Raw genomic sequence first — 19,345 nt, forward strand, 5'->3', positions numbered from 1 at the left:
TCAGTCGTCCAGGCGCAGAAATCGCGGATAAAGCCCGGCTTCATCGCAGGGTGCGGGCCCGCGGATGGGCAGCGCCTTCTCCGCGCGGCACCGCTCGTCGACGCTGACAGCATCAAGCCATGTGGCTGGCGCGTGTGAACGCAAACTTTGCTCTTCCACTATCGCGTGCTCGCCAAAGGACGGCGGGTAATCATCAAAGGGCAGATCGGCCCAGCTTGAGGCGCTGATCATTGCCGTCACTAGAGCATTGCTCGCTACCGTCATCGTGCCCGTTTCTTTTCGTCCATCAGGACGCACCTTGATCCAAATACATGATGATGATCGGAGGTTGGCCTTAATGAAGTCTTGCCGGGACGGGCCTCACCCCTCTACAAATTTTAATCAAGGAAATTTCACAGTGGAATCCAACTGCCCGGGGACAGCGACTGGACACCCGCCGCTTACGACCGTTTAGATCCTCTATGACTCGTAGAGGCGGTGAAGATATCTTTCGATAAGCGTGGACACGCGGTCGACACCAGTGTCTCCGTCTTTCCCGTCCACCTGATCCTTCGGTCTTGTCGAGCCGATGCTCACACTTTCCTTGGCGTTGTCCTCGACCGTCGCGTCTGCCGGGATACTTTCAGTGTCCGCGTCGGAGAGTCCCGCAAGCAGCAAAAGCAGATCACCGTCTTCAACTGTCACCTCGCCACTTCCGGTTTCCTTGGATTGCTCCGCGAGCTTTTCGCGAATGAGCTTTACATCCTCCAGGTTCTCGATCGCCTTGGCTGACTGTAGAGCATGCAACTGCTCTTCCCGGCCGCTTGCATCCTTGGGTCGGACCGGATCGTCGATCCCTTCACGCGCCTTGATCTCCTCAAGAGATTGCGGATCTGCAGCATCTTGCAGCCTTGCAACGATCCGTGACGTCGCTTCCGTCACGCCGCCGCGACCCGCTGTCCTGAGCAACGCCTCGTCTAGCCGCTGTCGGGCCGCGCCCGTGGGGTCGCTCAAGGCGGATGCAAAGGTTGATATGGATATGCCCAACGTGTCGAGGCCAACCGCCTCTTCGAGCGCTTTGCGCGTTCCGGCATCCATCTTTTCGACCAGATCACCAATGATCTTGCCGAGCATCAGATAAGAACGTTCCTTCGATGTATCGATGCCGAGCTTTTCCGCGACCTTGTCGGCAAGTGCCATGACCATTTCGTTGGTGCTGACATGCTGATGACTGAGCATCGCGGAGATGATTTTTCCGCGACTTTCCTGCGCCTCCTTGCTGACCGAGATCCGGGCTTCCGTCACAGGGTCTGGTTTGGGGGCGATGCTATGCTTTTCACGCTCTTCCTTGGCTTGTTCCTCCAGTTGAACGGAGATTGAACGAAGCGTGTCCGTTGCAACGGCGCCATAGGCTAGGTCGAGAGGAGACAGCATCAAAAACATCCCGCAGAAACCGAATCGGTTGCGTCAGGATAGGCTGATACAATTAATGATATGCAAATCAGGTATGCGCGAAGATGTCGGTATCTTCCCAGCCAAGAAGATCGAGTTTTGCCCGCGTCGGCAAAAAGGTGAAGCAGGCTTCGGCGAGATCAAGACGCTTGTCACGGATCAGGCGCATCGTCAGCTTGTCCCGCAGCGCGTGCAGATGAAGCACATCAGAGGCAGCATATTCCAGCTGAGCCTGCGACAAAACCTCTGCGGCCCAGTCCGACGATTGCTGGGCCTTTGAGATATCGACCTCCAGCATCTCGCGGAGATTATCCTTCAGACCATGACGATCCGTGTAGGTTCTTGTCAGCCGGGACGCGATCTTTGTGCAAAATACCGGAGCGGAGGTAACCCCGAAGGTGTGAAACAGAACGGCAATGTCGAAACGGCCGTAGTGAAAAATCTTCTGCCGCGTGTCGTCGCCGAGCATCGCCACCAGATTCGGCGCCGCCGTTTGTCCAGGAGCAATCCGGACAACATCTGCAGTTCCATCGCCAGGAGACAGTTGGACGACACACAGACGGTCCCGACGCGGCACCAGACCTAGCGTTTCGGTATCAACAGCTATGGCTCCAGTGTACCGCGCCGCATCCTGCTCTGAGATATCGTTCTCGTGATAGCGGATCGTCGTCGCCATGAAATTCTCCCATCCGTCCATGTATTCTGATCGCTATACCCCAAGGACGATCGATCCACCACCCGCCCCGCGCCAGGCCTCCTGCATTGCGGAGGCGTGTACGCCATGCATGGAGAGTGGTGGATATATCCGTCCGGCTACCTGATCTTGACCATGTGGCAAGGCCGCAGACGGCGCATTTGCTTGAAACGGAAGGAAAAGCACATCACGCGAGTGATTTCTCTTGATAAGAACCCATGAACATACAGGGGGAGCTATGCGCTGTGCGCACTGGTGCGTTGCAACAACTATTGTTGGCACATCAAACGACTCGGTCTATAAACAAATCATCGAAGCGACGCACTCCTCCTCCCAGCGTCGCTCGGTAGGATCGGCAATACTCCTCCTCCTCCCAATTGCCGATCAAGTTTAAGAGCCTGGCGCATCCTCCTCCCGCGCCAGGCTCTTTTCGTTTCTGCCTTGCGGAAACAATCCTCATCTCCATTCGTTCGTCCATCGACCTTGAGCTGGCCTGAACCGCAGGCTAATGCATACGACGAACATGGAGGATCCGATGTCAGTGAAATTCGGCACGAGTGGCTTGCGCGGCCTATCCGACGATCTCGTAGGGTCGGTGTCCGCCCTTTATGCAACAGCCTTTTGCAAGCATATGAACGCCCTTGGTCTTGCTGCCGGCTCGCCCATCGCGATTGCCAGAGACTTCCGCCCGTCCAGTCCTGAGATTGCCGCAACCGTGATGGCGGCCATCCAGCGGGCCGGCTATGAGCCAGTTGACTGCGGTACGATACCCACACCGGCTTTGGCCCTTTACGCAAGCTCCATAGGCGCAGCTGCTCTGATGGTAACGGGATCGCACATCCCCGCAGACAGAAACGGCATCAAGTTCTACCGTCCCGATGGTGAAATCGACAAACGGGACGAAGAGGCCATCACACTGCTGGCCAAATCGCTAGAAGACGATGCTACCGCAACCGCAGTTGCCAGGGGCACGGGAAAATCCGCAGAGGCCGAAGCGGCAGACCTGTTCCTGCGGCGGAACAAAGATTTGCTGCCGCCAGACGCTTTGAAAGGTAAACGCATCGGGGTCTATCAGCACAGTTCGGTTGCGCGCGACCTTCAGATGGCCGTTCTCGAACACTTCGGCGCAACCGCGTTTGCGCTCGGCAGATCAGATCGGTTCATTCCCGTCGATACGGAAGCTGTTTCAGCGGAGACGATCTCGCTCCTCGCACAATGGTCCGATGACTTGTCGCTCGACGCGATCATCTCAACCGATGGCGACGGCGACCGCCCGCTGGTAACGGACGAACATGGCTTGCCACTTCGCGGCGATTTTCTCGGCCTTCTCTCTGCGCGGTTTCTCGGCGCGGCCTTTGTTGCGACACCTGTGACCTCAAACTCCGGCATTGAGAGCAATGGCGACTTCGCGGTGCGCCGCACCCAGGTCGGCTCGCCTTATGTGATCGCCGCGATGAATGAAGACATCGCTGCTGGTCACGCCAAGGTTCTTGGCTTCGAGGCCAATGGCGGCCTGATGCTCGGCACGGATTTCGAGCTCTCCGGCAAAACCATCGCAGCCCTCCCCACCCGCGACAGTTTTCTTCCGGCGCTCGCCGTGCTTGGGATTGCCGCCGCGCGACAGGTTCCTTTGTCGGCGCTTGTGAGCGAGTTCAAGCTGCCCGTCGCACTCAGCGACCGGCTGGAGAATTTCCCGACTGAACGAAGCCAGGCGTTGATGCAAACTTTGAGAAACGCCCCCGCAGCACTTTCGGACTTTCTCTCCCCGCTCGGTTCGGTTGTCAAAACAAGCGACATTGACGGCCTTCGCATGACGCTTGAGGACGGCAGCATTCTTCATTTGCGGCCCTCTGGAAATGCTCCGGAGATGCGCTGCTATGTCGAAGCAATCGATTTGCCGACAGCCCAGACGCTGCTGAAGAATGGCCTTCAGCGTATAGCATCCTGGAAGGCTTGAACCGCCGAGCGACTGGCCACGTACTGGGTTGTGAATCAGGAGAAAGATTTCATGACCAAGATTGCGTGGGTTACCGGTGCCAGTTCGGGGATCGGGCTGGCTTTGGCAGAGCGGCTGCTTGAGGATGGTTACACGGTGGCGGCGAGCGCCCGAGGCGTGGAAGCGCTCGAAAGCCTGGCGGCACGACGGTCTGGTCACATCGTGCCATTCCCTCTCGATGTCACCGATCATGATGCCGTGCGTGCGGTTCATGCCGATATTGAGCAAAGGCTCGGTCCGGTCGATCTCGCTGTTTTCGCCGCCGGCTCCTACAAGCGCGATTATGCAAAGGATTTTAAGGCATCAACGACCAAGGCGATGTTCGATCTGAACGTGATCGCGACTGCTGCCTGTCTGGAGACCGTGATGACACCCATGATGGAGCGTCGGCGGGGTCACATCGCTGTTGTCGCCTCTGTCTCAGGCTATGTCGGGCTACCTGGTGCCGCGAGCTATGGCGCAACGAAGGCTGCGCTGAACGTGATGTGCGAGGCGCTTTATCCGGACCTCGCCCGAAGCGGTGTGCAGATTTCGATCGTCAATCCCGGCTTTGTCGATACGGCGCTCACACGGAAAAACGACTTTCCAATGCCGTTTCTGATCAGTGCGGAAGAGGCCGCTGATCTCATTGCCAAGGGGCTCCGTGCCGGGAGATTTGAAATCATCTTCCCTTGGAAGATGGCGGTCGCAATTCGCTTCCTGCATGCCCTGCCCCACCGCCTTCGCTTTGCCCTGACAAAACGAATGCTCCGTTAGCCGCAGTCTGTTACTGCGGCCTCGCCAGGCGGAACTGTACGACATCAATACGATGGTGGCGGAAACCGACCGCACAGTAGTGCAGGTAGAGATGCCACATGCGGTAGAACCGCTTGTCAAAGCCTTGCGGCTGGATCGCAGTCCAGTTCGCCGTGAAGGCCTGATCCCAGGCCAGCAAGGTTCGGTCATAGTCTTTGCCAAACCGAAAACAGTCCTTGATCGCCAACGCGGATTTTTCAGCGGCAATCTGGAAGGCATCGATAGAAGGCAGCATACCGCCTGGAAAGATGTAGGTCTGGATGAAGTCTGCCCCACGCCGGTAGCGCTCAAATCGGGTTTCATCGATGGTGATCGTCTGAACCAAGGCCTGCCCGCCCGGCGCCAAAAGGTCATGGACCGCGGAGAAATATGTTGACCAGTTCTCTTCTCCAACTGCTTCGAACATTTCGATGGAGACGATCTTGTCGAAGCGACCTTTGCAGTCGCGGTAGTCCTCGAGCCGGATGTCGGCTCTATCGGCGAGGCCGGCCCGCGTCAGGCGCGCCCTTGCATAAGCTGCCTGCTCGGTGGAAAGCGTCAGGCCGGTTACGCGGCAGCCGGTCCGCTTCATTGCATACTCGGCAAAACCACCCCAGCCACAGCCGATCTCGAGCACGTGGTCGCCCGGCCCTATCTGGAGTTCCCGCAGGATTCGTTCATATTTTGCCTCTTGCGCCTCCGCGAGGCCCATGCCGGGCGCCTCGTACAGGGCAGATGAATAGGTCATCGTCCGATCGAGCCAGAGCCGGTAGAAATCGTTGCCGAGATCATAGTGGAAAGCGATGTTTCGCCGGCTACCTTTTTTCGAGTTTCGACGGAACAAGTGACGCAAGCGCGCCAATGTTCCAACCAAGGTCGAGGATTGCAGCACCTTGTGAAGGGCCGTTTCATTGACCACTGCCAGTTCAAGCAGAGCGCCGAGGTCAGGGGTATCGAGTTCTTCGTCCATATAGGCCTGCGCGAAACCGAGTGTGCCGCCCGTCATGATCCGGAAGACCGCCCGGGCACGCTGGATATGCAGCACCGCCTGTGGACCCGCCATAGAACCACTGACCACATGATCTGGAAAGCCATCAAACCGAAGCGTCAGGCGTCCGGCCGCAATCCTATTGGCCCAGCCGCAGACAATGCGCTGCCACAACGGGCGCAGGGTTGGCATCTGCAAATCGCGTTCAGCGTGACTCATGATTGATTGATTCCGTTCTGAAGGATGACCGATGACGTGTTGACAGCGTCGGCGGGCTTATGCCGATGGATGGGAACACCCTTCCACCAAAGCTTCAACGCTTCCCAGTGGATGCCGACTGTGATTTTCGCCGTCATCAGCGGATAGGTGAAGAACATCCGAAGAAGTGCGCCATCACTCAGCGCCTTCCGCCTGCCCGAAAACCTGGCAAACAGCAGCGAACCCTCTTCATCGGACTCGCCGATATGAATATCGACCGTTTCGGCAGGAGGCTTGATCTTGAAATCATAGCGGCAATTCATTGGCACGAAGGGCGACACATACATCTCTTTCGCACAGCTGTGGCGCAGGATTGGCTCATTTTTCGAGACCGGAATGATGTAGGTATGACGCTCATTGAACGTATTGCAGACCTCGTAGAGGATGGCAGCAAGACGGCCGTCGGCATGGGCACAGAAGTAGACCGTGAGAGGATTGAAGACGTAACCGAGGATCCGTGGGTAGCATAACATCGTCACCCTAGGAGCTTCGACGTTTAGCCCTGCATCCTGAAGCCTTTGCTCTACCCATTCTCGGAGTTCACCCTCCTTGCCGTTGCCGTGGTCCTTATCGTGAACCGAAAACAGCGCGCGGCGATTGTGTCCGAACAGCTTTAGCGACCGATCGAGAGCAGGCAATTCGTCGAGGTCGATGAGGATCGAGAAGACACGATAGCTTAGCCGGTGCTTCTTTGGGCGGCTTCTGACATGGACGACATCACCAGGGTACAACGCAGAGGAGAACGTCATTCGGCCGCCTCGAGAGTGGCCGCGATGTAGATGCGCCCGGATTCATCCTCGACGGTCCAAGGACGCTTGATGCCACCGAGCGCTTCCGCAACCGCCAAGCCGGATTGAAGGCCGTCCTCATGGAAGCCGCTACCGAAATAGGCCCCGCAGAACCAGGTCCTGCGCGTGCCCTGCAACGCCCAGATTTTCTTCTGCGCTGCCATTGCCGACGCATTAAACAGCGGATGCTCGTACCGAAAGGTGGCATAGTGCTTGTCAGGATCGACATCTCGGCACGGATTGAGCGTGACAAAAATCTGCCTGTCGGACTTCAGGGACTGAAGCTGGTTCATCCAGTAGGTCACGCACAATGTGCGTGCTGGATCGGCATTGGCAACATAGTTCCAGCTTGACCAAACTGCACGCCTTCGTGGCATCAGCGCCTCATCGCAGTGTAGAACGGCAGAATTCTGTGTGTATTGAAAGGCGCCAAGCAGCGCCTCCTCCTGCCGATCGGCGTCCTTCAGGATGTCAAGCGATTGAGGCGCGTGCGTGCCCAGCACCACGTGATCGAATCTCTCCGAATGACCGGTTGCGTCCAGGATTTCCACGCCGGCTGGATCGCGCCTGATGCTGGTTACGGGCGTCTGCAGGCGCACTTGGCCTGAAAAATCAGCCAGAATTCTCGAGACGTACTCGCGGCTTCCACCAGCAACCGTGCGCCATTGCGGACGATCCTTCAATGACAGAAGACCGTGATTTACAAAAAACCGGACGAAGGCTTGGATCGGGTAGAGGCGCATTTCCTGAGCAGTGGTCGACCAAATTGCAGCGCCCATCGGCAACAGATGGTCTTCCACGAAAGATCGACCATAGCCCTCGCGCTCCAGATATGTGCCCAGTGACATCCTCTCGTATTCGGGACGGGCCAAAAGTCCTGGTGCTTCCTTGTAGAACCTCAAGATATCGCGCAACATTCTCCAGAATCGCGGGCGCAAAACATTGCTCTTCTGTCCGAGCAGGCCCGAAATCCCCGAGCCCGAATATTCGAACCTGCCTGCATCCAGCGAGGCCGCGAAGGACATGTTGGAAGCTAAAGTCGGGACGCCCAGATGCTCGAACAGCTTAACGAGATTGGGGTAGTTGCGGTCATTATAGACGATGAAGCCGGTATCGACGGGAACAGGGCCCGCCCCGTCATTGACGACTACAGTGTTCGAATGCCCGCCGGGGCGCCCCTCTGCTTCATAGAGCACGACATCGGCATTTTTCGACAAAAGCCAAGCGGCTGACAGACCAGAAATGCCCGCACCCACAACGGCAATCTTCTGCCGCGGGCCAAAGGATGTCTTCGTCAGTCCGGTGTCCATGTTGCTTCCTCGTATTGCGATAAGACGCTTTTCACTCTGCACTACGAGGACAGGACGAAGATGGATTGAGGGTTGCGGTTTTTTTCCGACGCGTGATCCACCTTTTATCGGTGCGCGTAGAGGAAGCATGTTAGACGCGATTTCCACATCGGCCGATGCGTGCCACAATGACGTTCGGCGCAACACGACGCCGGCGCCGAGCGTAATGCGGCCCAAAAGAAAGAAAAGCGTCTTGAGAACCGACAGGTCCGACGAAGCTGTGCAGGTAGATTTTGCGAGGCTTCTGGCCTCCGTTGGCAGGCACAAGGACGTAGAAGCGTTTGAGCAACTGTTCAAGTTCTACAGTCCAAAAGTGCGTGCTTACATGGCAAAGCTTGCAAGGGACGGACAGGCTGCAGACGAGCTCATGCAGGAAACGATGCTCGCCGTCTGGAACAAGGCAGATCAGTTTGACCCTGCCCGCGGCAACGTATCGAGCTGGATTTTCACCATCGCAAGAAACTTGCGCATTGACGCCTTCAGGCGCGCCAAGCGTCCGAATTTCGATCCCACCGATCCGGCCTTCGTACCAGACGACGTACAGGCCGCGGATGTAGAATATGAACAGCAGCAGGAGGCAGAGCGCTTGCGCCGCGCCATGGAAACACTGCCACCGGAACAGTATGAACTCTTGAAGATGTCTTTCTACCGCGAAGTCTCCCACAGCTCCATCGCCGCCGAACTCGGCTTGCCGATGGGAACCGTCAAGTCCCGCATTCGTCTTGCGTTTGCCAAGCTTCGCTCCGCATTGGAGGAACGGACATGAGTGCAATGATCAATCACCATGTAAGCGATGAACTTCTGCTTGATTACGCCGCCGGCACACTTGGCGAAGGCTGGAGCATAGCAGTTGCCACGCATCTTGCCTTGTCACCCGAGGGTCGGGCGCGTCTGGCCTTGATGGAAAACGCTGGTGGGCAATTGTTGGAAGATATCGACTTTGACGCATCCGCCGAAGTCGATCAGAACGACAGCTGGCAGCGTATGAAGGCCAAGCTCTCGACGGAGAGCGCCCAGGCACAACGCATTAGTGCACCCGCGACACGGGCGGCAGGCAGCGCCACAATCCCGGAGCCGCTGCGGTCGTATCTCGGCGGAGACTTGGACCAGCTGAAATGGCGTGCGCTTGGTCGCGGCGCCTATCAGATCCGCATTCCTACGGGGGATGAGGAAAGCGAAGTGCGCCTTCTGAAAATTCCGGCCGGAAAGCCGGTCCCGGAGCACTCGCATGGCGGGCGTGAGCTAACGGTCGTTCTGAAAGGTGCATTCAGTGATGGCGAGCAGGTTTTCCGTCGCGGCGATATCGAGGAAGCCGATGAGAGCCTTACGCATCAGCCCATCGCAACGCCCGATGAAGATTGCATCTGTCTTGCTGTGACGGATGCTCCCTTGAAGTTCAAGAGTTTTATTGTGCGCCTTGTCCAGCCTGCGCTGGGTATATGACGGGGGCGGTCGGCATCATTCTGGAGAGACGACATGCCTTATGTGATAGCCTATGCTGCAACAGCGGTTGTGTTTTTCGCGCTTGATTTTCTCTGGTTAAGCCGGATTGCAATCGGCTTTTATCGACAGCATATCGGCGCCCTTCTTCTGGCGTCGCCCAATTTTGCGGCCGCCGGTGCCTTCTATCTCTTCTATGTGATCGGGCTGGTCTATTTCGCCGTGATGCCTGCAGTTTCCGCCGGTACCATTCTGACCGCCGTCTTTAATGGCGCGTTGTTAGGTCTGCTGGCTTACGGCACCTATGACATGACCAATCTGGCGACGCTCAAGGGTTGGTCTTTACAGGTCAGTCTTGTCGACATGGCCTGGGGAGCGTTTCTTTCTGCGACTGCATCCGCAGCTGGTTATTGGGCAGTGTCACGCTTTGCTTCATGAGCGCTGGCAGGAAGGCAGGCTACGCCCTATCTCAATGGTATGATCAAGCCTGACCTTCTTCTTCATCCAACGCCCGGCGGGCTTTATTGCCCGCTGGGCGATTTTTATGTCGACCCGGTCCGCCCCGTCGACCGCGCGCTGATCACCCATGGTCATTCCGACCACGCTCGCTCTGGACATAGCCATGTGCTCGCCACGCGCCAGACGCTCGACATCATGGCGATCCGCTATGGAGAGGATTTCTGTGGTACCTCGCAAAGCGCTAATTTTGGCGAGAGGACCTCAATCAATGGCGTAACAGTCCGCTTTCATCCAGCCGGCCATGTGCTGGGCTCGGCACAGATCGAGATCGAGGCACAAGGGACACGCATCGTCGTGTCAGGCGATTACAAGCGCGGTGCCGATCCCACATGTGCAAGCTTCGAGCCTGTGCCCTGTGATGTCTTCATCACCGAAGCGACGTTCGGCCTGCCGGTGTTCCACCACCCGGAACCACGCAAGGAAATCCAGAAGCTCCTGACGTCGCTCCAGCAGTTCCCCGAGCGCAGCCATCTCATCGGAGCCTATGCACTGGGCAAAGCGCAGCGGGTCATCTCACTGATCCGCCGCAGCGGCTATGAAAAGCCGATCTATATTCACGGTTCGATGGCAAGGCTTTGCGATTATTACACTGCGCAGGGTGTGCCACTCGGTGACCTCAGGCCAGCCACGACAGAGGACAAGAAGTCGGGCAATTTCAAGGGCGCTGTCGTCATCGGCCCGCCTTCGGCCTTCAACGATCGCTGGGCGCGCCGCTTCGAAGATCCGCTCGCGATCTTCGCCTCGGGCTGGATGATGGTGCGGCAGCGGGCGAAACAGCGCGGGGTCGAGCTGCCCCTCGTCATCTCAGACCACTGCGACTGGCCAGAGCTCCTCGACACGATCCGTGAGGTCGGGCCGCAGGAAGTTTGGGTGACCCATGGCCGGGAGGAAGCGTTGGTGCGCTGGTGTGAGCTCTCGGGTATCAAGGCGAGACCACTGCATCTCGTCGGCTACGAAGACGAAGGGGATTGAGATGAAGGCCTTTGCCAGTCTCCTTGATCGTCTCGTCCTTACGCCCAGCCGCAATGGAAAGTTGACGCTGCTTACAAACTATTTCCGGGTAACCCCCGATCCGGATCGGGGCTATGCGCTGGCGGCGCTGACCGACGGACTGGACATCAAAGGCGTCAAGCCGGCACTTCTGAAGGAACTGGTGCTGGAGCGGATGGATCCAATTCTATTTCAGTATTCCTATGACTATGTGGGCGACCTTGCTGAGACCATCTCGCTGGTCTGGGAGCCGCAATCTGCGGCCACGGAGACGACAGATGATGGGGACAGCCTCTCTGCGATCGTGGAGCGCCTGCAGCGTCTCGCCCGAAACGAAACGCGCTCGGTCATGCGCGACCTCTTAGACCGGCTGGACACATCCGAACGGTTCGCGCTGATCAAGCTCGTCACCGGTGGCCTTCGGATCGGCGTGTCTGCGCGGCTGGCGAAACAGGCGCTGGCACTGTTCGGCAACAAGGACGTCGTCGAAATAGAGAGCCTCTGGCACGGTTTGAAGCCGCCCTATACGGAGCTGTATGCCTGGCTGGAAAACCGCAGCGAAAAGCCTGTTCTGTCAACGCCGGCGATTTTCCATTCCGTGATGCTCTCCACACCGATCGAGGACAAGGACCTTCCCAATCTCGATCCAGACGATTTTGCCGCCGAATGGAAATGGGATGGCATCCGCGTTCAGCTTTCCTGTTCCGGCGGACGCAATCGGCTCTACTCCCGCTCAGGTGACGACATATCCGAGGCATTTCCCGATGTTGTTGAGGCGGCGCGGTTCGACGGGGTAATCGACGGGGAATTGCTCGTGGGCGGCACCTCGCGCACCAATGCGCCAACGCGTACCTTTTCCGATCTCCAGCAGCGGCTCAATCGAAAGACGGTCACGGCGAAGATGCTTGACGACTACCCGGTCTTTATCCGCGCCTATGACATTCTGTTCGATGGTGAGACGGATGTCCGACCGGAGACTTTTCTCGCGCGGCGCGAGCGCCTTGGAGCGCTCATCGACAGTCAGGAGCCACGTCGTTTTGATCTCTCCCCGCTTGTCCCCTTCTCAACCTGGGAAGAGCTGGAGCGCTTGCGCGCCGCGCCGCCCGATCCCGTTATTGAAGGGGTGATGCTGAAGCGGCTGGATAGCAGCTACCAAGCAGGGCGCGCAAAGGGTCCGTGGTTCAAATGGAAACGCGACCCTATGAATGCCGATGCCGTGCTGATGTATGCACAGCGCGGGCACGGCAAACGATCCAGCTACTATTCGGATTTCACCTTTGGGGTCTGGACGGCGATCCCCGGCGAAGGCGACGTTCTGGTGCCCGTCGGCAAGGCCTATTTCGGCTTTACCGACGAAGAACTCGAAGTGCTCGACCGCTTTGTGCGCAACAACACGGTCGATCGCTTCGGACCCGTCAGGGCTGTGCGTGCTGAACCGGAGCATGGCTTCGTTGTCGAAGTTGCCTTCGAGGGGCTCGCTCGCTCGACCCGGCACAAATCGGGGGTGGCGATGCGGTTTCCCCGCATCGCGCGCCTGCGTCAGGACAAGCTGCCGAAAGATGCGGACCGACTCGAGACACTTGTCGCACTGATCGACAAATGACCTGGAGCATTTCCAGCCGAAGCGGGATCGCTTCGGCTGGAAATGCGGCAAAATCAAAAATACTCTAGCGATTGGTCAGGCAGCGGGAGACGCTGTCCTGCCATCCGACAATTGCCGCTTCACGTTCGCCAGCTTCCATCTCAGGCTCGAAACGACGATCCCGTTTCCAGGTTGCTGCGAAGCCTTTCTGGTCGGGCCACAGACCGGCGCGCGATCCTGCAAGCCAGGCGGCACCCAAGACGGTGGTTTCAAGAACCACGGGACGATCGACAGGGGCTGCCAGAATGTCGGCGAGGCGCTGCATCGTCCAGTCGGAGGCAACCATGCCGCCATCGACACGCAACACAGTCCTGGACGCGCTGCCGTTCCAATCCTTTTTCATCGCCTCCAAGAGATCGTGGGTCTGATAGGCGACGCTTTCGAGCACGGCGCGGGCGAATTCGGCCGGGCCTGTGCCACGCGTGAGACCGAAAATGGCGCCGCGGGCATCGGCATCCCAATGCGGCGCGCCGAGACCGGTAAATGCCGGGACGAGATAGACGCGTTGGTGCGGATCGGCCTTGCCGGCGAGCGCATCGGTTTCCGAAGCGACCTTCACGAAGCCCATCTGGTCGCGGAGCCACTGGACGGCGGCGCCCGCGATGAAGATCGAGCCTTCGAGCGCGTAGGTGGTCTCACCATTCATGCGGTAGGCGATGGTGGTCAGCAGGCGGTTCGACGAGGCAACACGATCCGGGCCCGTGTTCAGAAGCGCGAAACATCCGGTGCCATAGGTCGACTTCATCATGCCCGGCTCGAAGCAGGCATTGCCGATGACCGCGGCCTGCTGGTCACCGGCAACGCCGAGGATCGGAATGGCCGCACCAAGAATAGCGGGATCGGTGATCCCGAAATCATCGGCGCAATCCTTGACTTCCGGCAGCATCGCGCGCGGGATTTCGAGGATGGACAGGAGTTCGTCGTCAAAACGGTTTTCGCCGATGTCGTAGATCAGCGTACGCGACGCGTTCGTCGCGTCGGTCGCATGGACCTTGCCGCCGGTGAGCTTGTAGATGAGCCAGCTATCGACTGTGCCGAAGCAGATCTCGCCCTTTTCGGCGCGCGCTTTCAGGGCGTCGACATTCTTCAGCAGCCACGAAAGCTTGGTGCCGGAGAAATAGGGGTCGAGCAGCAGGCCGGTCTTTTGCGTGAAGAGCGGCTCCAGGCCTTTCTGCTTGAGTTCGTCGCAGAAACGAGCGGTGCGGCGATCCTGCCAGACGATGGCACGATGGGCGGGCTTGCCTGTGGCGCGGTCCCAGACGACGACAGTCTCGCGCTGGTTGGTGATGCCGATGGCCGTGACGTCGGACATTCTGATCTTGGCGGCAGCGATCGCCTTTTCGATCGTCGAGACCACAGATTGCCAGATCTCGTCCGCATCATGCTCTACCCAGCCGGAATCGGGAAAATGCTGGGTGAACTCCTGCTGGGCGACGCCGACGATATGCATCTCGTGATCGAAAATCATCGAGCGGGTCGACGTCGTTCCTTGGTCGATGGCCAGAATGTAACCGCTCATCAGGTTGAAACTCCTTATGTGAAGAAGCCGGGGCGTAGGTTTCGCCCCGGCGGTTGTCAATGATCAGATGGCGAACCGGATCACTTCTGCCAGCTCTTGACCAGTTCGTCATAGTTGACGGTGATCGGCTGTTCCTTTTCGTTCTCGATCTTCAGCTGCGGCGCGATATTGCCCTTGGCAACAGCATCGGCGTTCCACTCTTCGAGGGTCTTTTCCTCGGCAAGCTTCGGACCGATATCGCCTTGGACGCCAGCGCGTTCGAGACGCTCGAGCACCTTTTCCTGCTCGGCGCAGAGCGAGTCCATGGCTTCCTGGGCGGTCTTGGCGCCGGAAGAAGCGTCACCGATCGCCTGCCACCACAGCTGAGCGAGCTTCGGATAGTCCGGAACGTTTGTGCCGGTGGGCGACCACTGCAGGCGAGCCGGCGAGCGGTAGAATTCAACCAGACCGCCGAGCTTCGGAGCGCGCTCGGTGAAGGACTGGTGGTCGAGGGTCGACTGGCGGATGAAGGTCAAGCCGACATGGCTCTTCTTCACGTCGATGGTCTTGGACGTGACGAACTGCGCATAGAGCCAGGCAGCTTTTGCTCGGTCGTCCGGCGTCGACTTCATCAGCGTCCAGGATCCAGCATCCTGATAGCCGAGCTTCATGCCGTCCTTCCAGTAGACACCATGCGGGCTCGGCGCAAAACGCCACTTTGGCGTGCCGTCTTCGTTGACGACCGGCAGGCCTTCCTTGACGAAGTCAGCGGTGAAGGCCGTATAGGTGAACATCTGCTGGGCAACTTCCCCCTGCGACGGCACCGGACCGGATTCGGAGAAGGTCATGCCTTGGGCAGCCGGTGGAGCATACTTCTTCATCCATTCGAGATATTTCTCGATGGCGTAGACGGATGCCGGTCCGTTGGTATCACCACCACGGGCAACGCAGGAACCGACCGGACGCGAGTTTTCGTCGACCTTGATGCCCCATTCGTCGACCGGAAGACCGTTCGGGATGCCCTTGTCGCCGTTGCCGGCCATGGACAGCCAGGCATCCGTGAAGCGCCAGCCGAGCGACGGGTCCTTCTTGCCGTAGTCCATGTGGCCGAAGACCTTCTTACCGTCGATTTCGCGACCAGTGAAGAATTCGGCAATGTCTTCATATGCCGACCAGTTGACGGGAACGCCAAGGTCGTAGCCGTATTTCGCCTTGAAGTCGGCCTTGTTCTTCTCGTCGTTGAACCAGTCATAGCGGAAGAAATAGAGGTTTGCGAACTGTTGGGTCGGAAGCTGATAGAGCTTGCCATCCGGCGCAGTCGTGAATGACTTGCCGATGAAATCTTCGATGTCGAGGCCCGGATTGGTGACGTCCTTGCCTTCGTTCGCCATCCAGTCGGTCAGGTTGCGGACCTGCTGGTAGCGCCAATGGGTGCCGATGAGGTCGCTATCGTTGATATAGGCGTCATAGATGTTCTCGCCCGACTGCATCTGAGTCTGCAGCTTTTCGACGACGTCGCCTTCACCGATCAGGTCATGCGTGATCTTGATGCCGGTGATGGCGGTAAAGGCCGGAGCCAGGACCTTGGATTCGTACTCGTGTGTGGTGATGGTTTCAGAGACGACCTTGATCTCCATGCCGGCGAAGGGCTTGGCCGCATCAATGAACCACTGCATTTCCGCTTCCTGGCCGGCACGATCGAGTGCCGACATATCGCCGACTTCGGCATCCAGGAACTTCTTGGCGGCTTCCATGTCAGCGAAGGCGACGCCTGTCATGGCCAGGAGCATGGCAGCCGTCGTCGTCAAAAGGTGCTTTCGCATTATGTCCTCCCTAAGGTTGCGATTGCATTCACTTTGCAGTCTCGAGAATGGCGACCTCCCGCCGCCACCCCGTCTTGTCTGCTCTAGACGTAGCGGAAGACGCCGATGGCGTAGACCACGGATAGAGCGAGAGCCCACCACAGGTTCGGTCCAACAAGGCCGAGCCAAGCGAGATTTATGAAAGCCGCGCCCAGCAGCGAGACGAAGAGCCTGTCGCCACGGGTTGTCTCGAAGCGCAAAATGCCGGTCCGAGGATTGCCGCCGGAGGAGACATACTCCCAGACCGCCATTGCCAGGATCAGGCTGAAGATCACGAGGAAAAAGACCGCGGTCGGCGTGGTCCATGCCATCCATGAAAAATCCATCACACCCTCCTCAGACGCGGCCCAGGGCAAAGCCCTTGGCGATGTAGTTACGGACGAAATAGATGACGAGCGCTCCGGGGATGATGGTCAGCACGCCGGCTGCCGCGAGCACGCCCCAGTCCATGCCAGATGCAGACACCGTGCGCGTCATGATGGCCGCGATCGGCTTTGCATCCGTGGTCGTGAGCGTACGAGCGATCAGCAGCTCCACCCAGGAGAACATGAAACAGAAGAAAGCGGCGACACCGATGCCGGAGGCGATCAGCGGCATGAAGATCTTCACGAAAAATCGCGGGAAGGAATAGCCGTCGATGTAGGCCGTCTCATCGATCTCCTTCGGTACACCCGACATGAAGCCTTCGAGGATCCAGACGGCAAGCGGCACATTGAACAGGCAGTGTGCAATCGCGACAGCGATATGCGTGTCGATGAGGCCGAAGGCCGAGTAAAGCTGGAAGAAAGGCAGTGCGAAGACGGCAGGTGGTGCCATTCGGTTTGTCAGCAGCCAGAAAAACAGATGCTTGTCGCCGAGGAACCGGTAGCGCGAGAAGGCGTATGCGGCAGGAAGGGCGACGGCAACGGAAATGACCGTGTTGAGGCATACATAAAGGATCGAGTTGATGTAGCCACGATACCACGACGGATCTGAGAAGATCACGGCGTAGTTGGCGAATGTCGGGTTGACCGGCCAGAGTGTGAGAGCCCCGGTGATCTCTGCATTCGTTTTGAAGCTCATGTTGACGAGCCAGTAGATCGGCAGGATCAGAAAGAGAATGTAGATCGTCGGGATCAGGAAGCCGAAGCGGGAACGGGCATCGGAAGCGCTCATCGGGGTCCTCCTCACTGGCTCTTGGCGTCGCTGACGGTCATGACGGTGTAAAAGACCCATGACATCAGAAGGATGATCAGGAAGTAGATAATGGACATGGCAGCCGCGGGTCCAAGATCGAACTGCCCGACCGCCATCTTGACGAGATCGATCGACAGGAATGTCGTCGAGTTGCCCGGGCCACCGCCGGTGACGACGAACGGCTCGGTGTAGATCATGAACGAGTCCATGAAGCGCAGCAGGACGGCGATCAGCAGCACACGCTTCATCTTGGGCAGTTGAATGAAGCGAAAGACTGACCAACGCGAGGCCCCATCGATCTTGGCCGCCTGATAATAGGCATCCGGGATCGATACCAGACCCGCGTAGCAGAGCAGGACGACCAGGCTGGTCCAATGCCAGACATCCATGACAATAACAGTTGCCCAGGCATCGATGGGATCACGGGTGTAGTTGTAGTCAATCCCCATGCCATTCAGCGTGTAGCCAAGGAGGCCGATATCGACGCGGCCGAAGACCTGCCAGATCGTGCCGACGACGTTCCACGGAATGAGAAGCGGCAATGCCATGAGGATCAGGCAAACGGGTACACCCAGCCCCTTCTTCGGCATGTTGAGTGCGATGAAGATACCGAGCGGTATCTCAATGGCCAGGATGATCATCGAGAATGCGAGGTTGCGGAAAAGCGCGTCCCAGAAGCGGTCGGAGGACAGAATGTCGGCAAACCAGTCGGTGCCCGCCCAGAAAAACTGGTTGTTTCCGAAGGTGTCCTGAACCGAATAGTTGACCACGGTCATCAGTGGAATGACGGCCGAGAAGGCCACAAGCAGCAACACCGGGATGACCATGAACCAGGCTTTGTTGTTCCAGGTCTTTTCCATGGCTCAGCCCTCCATGTCTATGCGCCAGGAATCGGCATAGATACCGACGCCTTCCGGAACGAATGTGATGCGGGGATCGGCGGGTATCTCGGCATCTTCCGAGATGACGATAGACAGGGGTTGACCGGCAAAGCGCGCACGCACGATCTTCTGCCGACCGATGTCTTCGACCTTGGCGACAGAGACCGACATGCCCTCCCGCCCGAGACGGACAAATTCTGGGCGCACGCCGAGTTCGATCTTGCTTTGGCCCGAAAGCTTTGGCGCCCCGGGTAGATCAATTGTCTGGTCTCCGACCAGGGCGGTTGCGCCGCTGACTTTTGCCGGCATGACATTCATGCCCGGCGAGCCGATGAAATAACCGACAAAGGTGTGGCTCGGTCGCTCGAAGAGTTCGGCGGGCGTGCCGATCTGGACGATCTGGCCATCATACATGACGACCACCTTGTCGGCGAAGGTGAGCGCCTCGGTCTGGTCATGGGTGACATAGACCATGGTGAAACCCGACTGGCGGTGCAGGCGTTTGAGCTGCGAGCGCAGGACCCACTTCATGTGCGGATCGATGACGGTCAGCGGTTCGTCAAAGAGGATCGCATTGACATCGGAGCGGACGAGGCCGCGGCCGAGCGAGATCTTCTGCTTCTGATCGGCCGTGAGCCCCTGGGCGCGCCTTTTCGCCATAGGCTGCAGGTCGATCATGTCGAGGATCTCGTTGACCCGAGTGTTAACCTGATCTTCCGGGACATGGCGGTTGCGCAGAGGGAAGGCCAGATTGTCGTAGACCGTCATCGTGTCGTAGACCACCGGGAACTGGAAGACCTGCGCGATGTTGCGGGCTGCCGTCGGCAGGTTCGTAACGTCAACGCCATCGAACTCGATGCGGCCATCCGACGGATGGATCAGGCCCGAGATGATGTTCAGCAGCGTGGTCTTGCCGCAGCCTGAGGGCCCGAGCAGTGCATAGGCGCCACCGTCATCCCATTCGTGATGAACTTCCTTGAGTGCGTAGTCGCCAGCCGCACGAGCAGCGGGGGAGTAAGCGTGACGGATATGATCGAGGTTGATGCGTGCCATGACGTT

Annotated in this window: 19 protein-coding genes; 7 read left to right on the forward strand and 12 right to left on the reverse strand. The window is 58.3% G+C overall.

Features of this window, described 5'->3' with window-relative positions; genetic code table 11:
- From FAA97_RS09260 to FAA97_RS09270, 3 genes are all read right to left on the reverse strand, one after another.
- Positions 1–264 carry a hypothetical protein gene (locus FAA97_RS09260; RefSeq protein ID WP_136598233.1) on the reverse strand — a complete coding sequence of 88 codons (264 nt, stop codon included), beginning with the start codon at positions 262–264 and terminating at the stop codon, positions 1–3.
- Positions 265–459: 195 nt separating this feature from the next.
- Complete coding sequence (locus tag FAA97_RS09265; protein WP_136598234.1) at positions 460–1,413, reverse strand: hypothetical protein; 954 nt, start codon at positions 1,411–1,413, stop codon at positions 460–462.
- Between the two features lie 67 nt (positions 1,414–1,480).
- Positions 1,481–2,107 carry a ribonuclease D gene (locus tag FAA97_RS09270; protein WP_136598235.1) on the reverse strand — a complete coding sequence of 209 codons (627 nt, stop codon included), beginning with the start codon at positions 2,105–2,107 and terminating at the stop codon, positions 1,481–1,483.
- Positions 2,108–2,660: 553 nt separating this feature from the next.
- On the opposite strand from FAA97_RS09270, the gene FAA97_RS09280 reads away from it, so the two are divergent.
- A complete protein-coding gene (locus FAA97_RS09280; RefSeq protein ID WP_136598237.1) occupies positions 2,661–4,082 on the forward strand; it encodes a phosphomannomutase in 1,422 nt (473 codons plus the stop codon).
- 51 nt (positions 4,083–4,133) lie between these two features.
- Positions 4,134–4,877, forward strand: coding sequence for an SDR family NAD(P)-dependent oxidoreductase (locus FAA97_RS09285; protein WP_136598238.1), 744 nt, complete (start codon positions 4,134–4,136; stop codon positions 4,875–4,877).
- A 10-nt stretch (positions 4,878–4,887) separates the two neighbouring features.
- Here FAA97_RS09285 and FAA97_RS09290 read toward each other — a convergent pair whose 3' ends face one another.
- From FAA97_RS09290 to FAA97_RS09300, 3 genes are read right to left on the reverse strand one after another with little or no spacing between them, the layout of a single operon-like run.
- Positions 4,888–6,102, reverse strand: a complete 1,215-nt coding sequence (locus tag FAA97_RS09290) for an SAM-dependent methyltransferase (protein ID WP_136598239.1) — start codon at positions 6,100–6,102, stop codon at positions 4,888–4,890.
- On the reverse strand, positions 6,099–6,890 hold the full coding sequence (locus tag FAA97_RS09295) for a DUF1365 domain-containing protein (protein WP_136598240.1): 792 nt from the start codon (positions 6,888–6,890) through the stop codon (positions 6,099–6,101). Before FAA97_RS09295 ends, FAA97_RS09290 begins: the two co-directional genes overlap by 4 nt.
- Complete coding sequence (locus FAA97_RS09300; RefSeq protein WP_136598241.1) at positions 6,887–8,239, reverse strand: NAD(P)/FAD-dependent oxidoreductase; 1,353 nt, start codon at positions 8,237–8,239, stop codon at positions 6,887–6,889. The genes FAA97_RS09295 and FAA97_RS09300 overlap by 4 nt, the downstream gene beginning before the upstream one ends.
- 232 nt (positions 8,240–8,471) lie before the next feature.
- Between FAA97_RS09300 and FAA97_RS09305 the strand changes: the two genes are divergently transcribed.
- From FAA97_RS09305 to FAA97_RS09325, 5 genes are read left to right on the forward strand one after another with little or no spacing between them, the layout of a single operon-like run.
- Positions 8,472–9,044 carry a sigma-70 family RNA polymerase sigma factor gene (locus FAA97_RS09305; RefSeq protein ID WP_246041379.1) on the forward strand — a complete coding sequence of 191 codons (573 nt, stop codon included), beginning with the start codon at positions 8,472–8,474 and terminating at the stop codon, positions 9,042–9,044.
- A complete protein-coding gene (locus FAA97_RS09310; RefSeq protein ID WP_136598243.1) occupies positions 9,041–9,721 on the forward strand; it encodes a ChrR family anti-sigma-E factor in 681 nt (226 codons plus the stop codon). Before FAA97_RS09305 ends, FAA97_RS09310 begins: the two co-directional genes overlap by 4 nt.
- 33 nt (positions 9,722–9,754) lie before the next feature.
- Entirely contained in the window at positions 9,755–10,156 is a 402-nt protein-coding gene (locus FAA97_RS09315) for a DUF2177 family protein (protein WP_136598244.1), read from the forward strand.
- 39 nt (positions 10,157–10,195) lie between these two features.
- Entirely contained in the window at positions 10,196–11,209 is a 1,014-nt protein-coding gene (locus tag FAA97_RS09320) for a ligase-associated DNA damage response exonuclease (RefSeq protein WP_136598245.1), read from the forward strand.
- A gap of 1 nt (position 11,210) precedes the next feature.
- Complete coding sequence (locus tag FAA97_RS09325; RefSeq protein WP_136598246.1) at positions 11,211–12,830, forward strand: cisplatin damage response ATP-dependent DNA ligase; 1,620 nt, start codon at positions 11,211–11,213, stop codon at positions 12,828–12,830.
- Between the two features lie 64 nt (positions 12,831–12,894).
- Here the strand turns inward: FAA97_RS09325 and glpK are convergent, their stop codons facing one another.
- From glpK to FAA97_RS09355, 6 genes are all read right to left on the reverse strand, one after another.
- A complete protein-coding gene (glpK, locus tag FAA97_RS09330) occupies positions 12,895–14,388 on the reverse strand; it encodes a glycerol kinase GlpK (RefSeq protein WP_136598247.1) in 1,494 nt (497 codons plus the stop codon).
- An 80-nt stretch (positions 14,389–14,468) separates the two neighbouring features.
- The gene (locus FAA97_RS09335; protein WP_136598248.1) at positions 14,469–16,190 is read right to left on the reverse strand and encodes an ABC transporter substrate-binding protein; all 1,722 of its coding nucleotides are present in this window, start codon (positions 16,188–16,190) and stop codon (positions 14,469–14,471) included.
- A gap of 83 nt (positions 16,191–16,273) precedes the next feature.
- Positions 16,274–16,555 (reverse strand): DUF2160 domain-containing protein, encoded by a 282-nt coding sequence (locus FAA97_RS09340; protein ID WP_136598249.1) that lies wholly within the window; start codon positions 16,553–16,555, stop codon positions 16,274–16,276.
- Between the two features lie 10 nt (positions 16,556–16,565).
- Positions 16,566–17,384 (reverse strand): carbohydrate ABC transporter permease, encoded by an 819-nt coding sequence (locus FAA97_RS09345; RefSeq protein WP_136598250.1) that lies wholly within the window; start codon positions 17,382–17,384, stop codon positions 16,566–16,568.
- A gap of 11 nt (positions 17,385–17,395) precedes the next feature.
- Entirely contained in the window at positions 17,396–18,265 is an 870-nt protein-coding gene (locus FAA97_RS09350) for a carbohydrate ABC transporter permease (protein WP_136598251.1), read from the reverse strand.
- A gap of 3 nt (positions 18,266–18,268) precedes the next feature.
- Positions 18,269–19,339 carry an ABC transporter ATP-binding protein gene (locus FAA97_RS09355; RefSeq protein ID WP_136598252.1) on the reverse strand — a complete coding sequence of 357 codons (1,071 nt, stop codon included), beginning with the start codon at positions 19,337–19,339 and terminating at the stop codon, positions 18,269–18,271.
- Between the last annotated feature and the right edge of the window lie 6 nt (positions 19,340–19,345).

Source organism: Peteryoungia ipomoeae, assembly GCF_004912165.1.
Lineage (GTDB): Bacteria > Pseudomonadota > Alphaproteobacteria > Rhizobiales > Rhizobiaceae > Allorhizobium > Allorhizobium ipomoeae.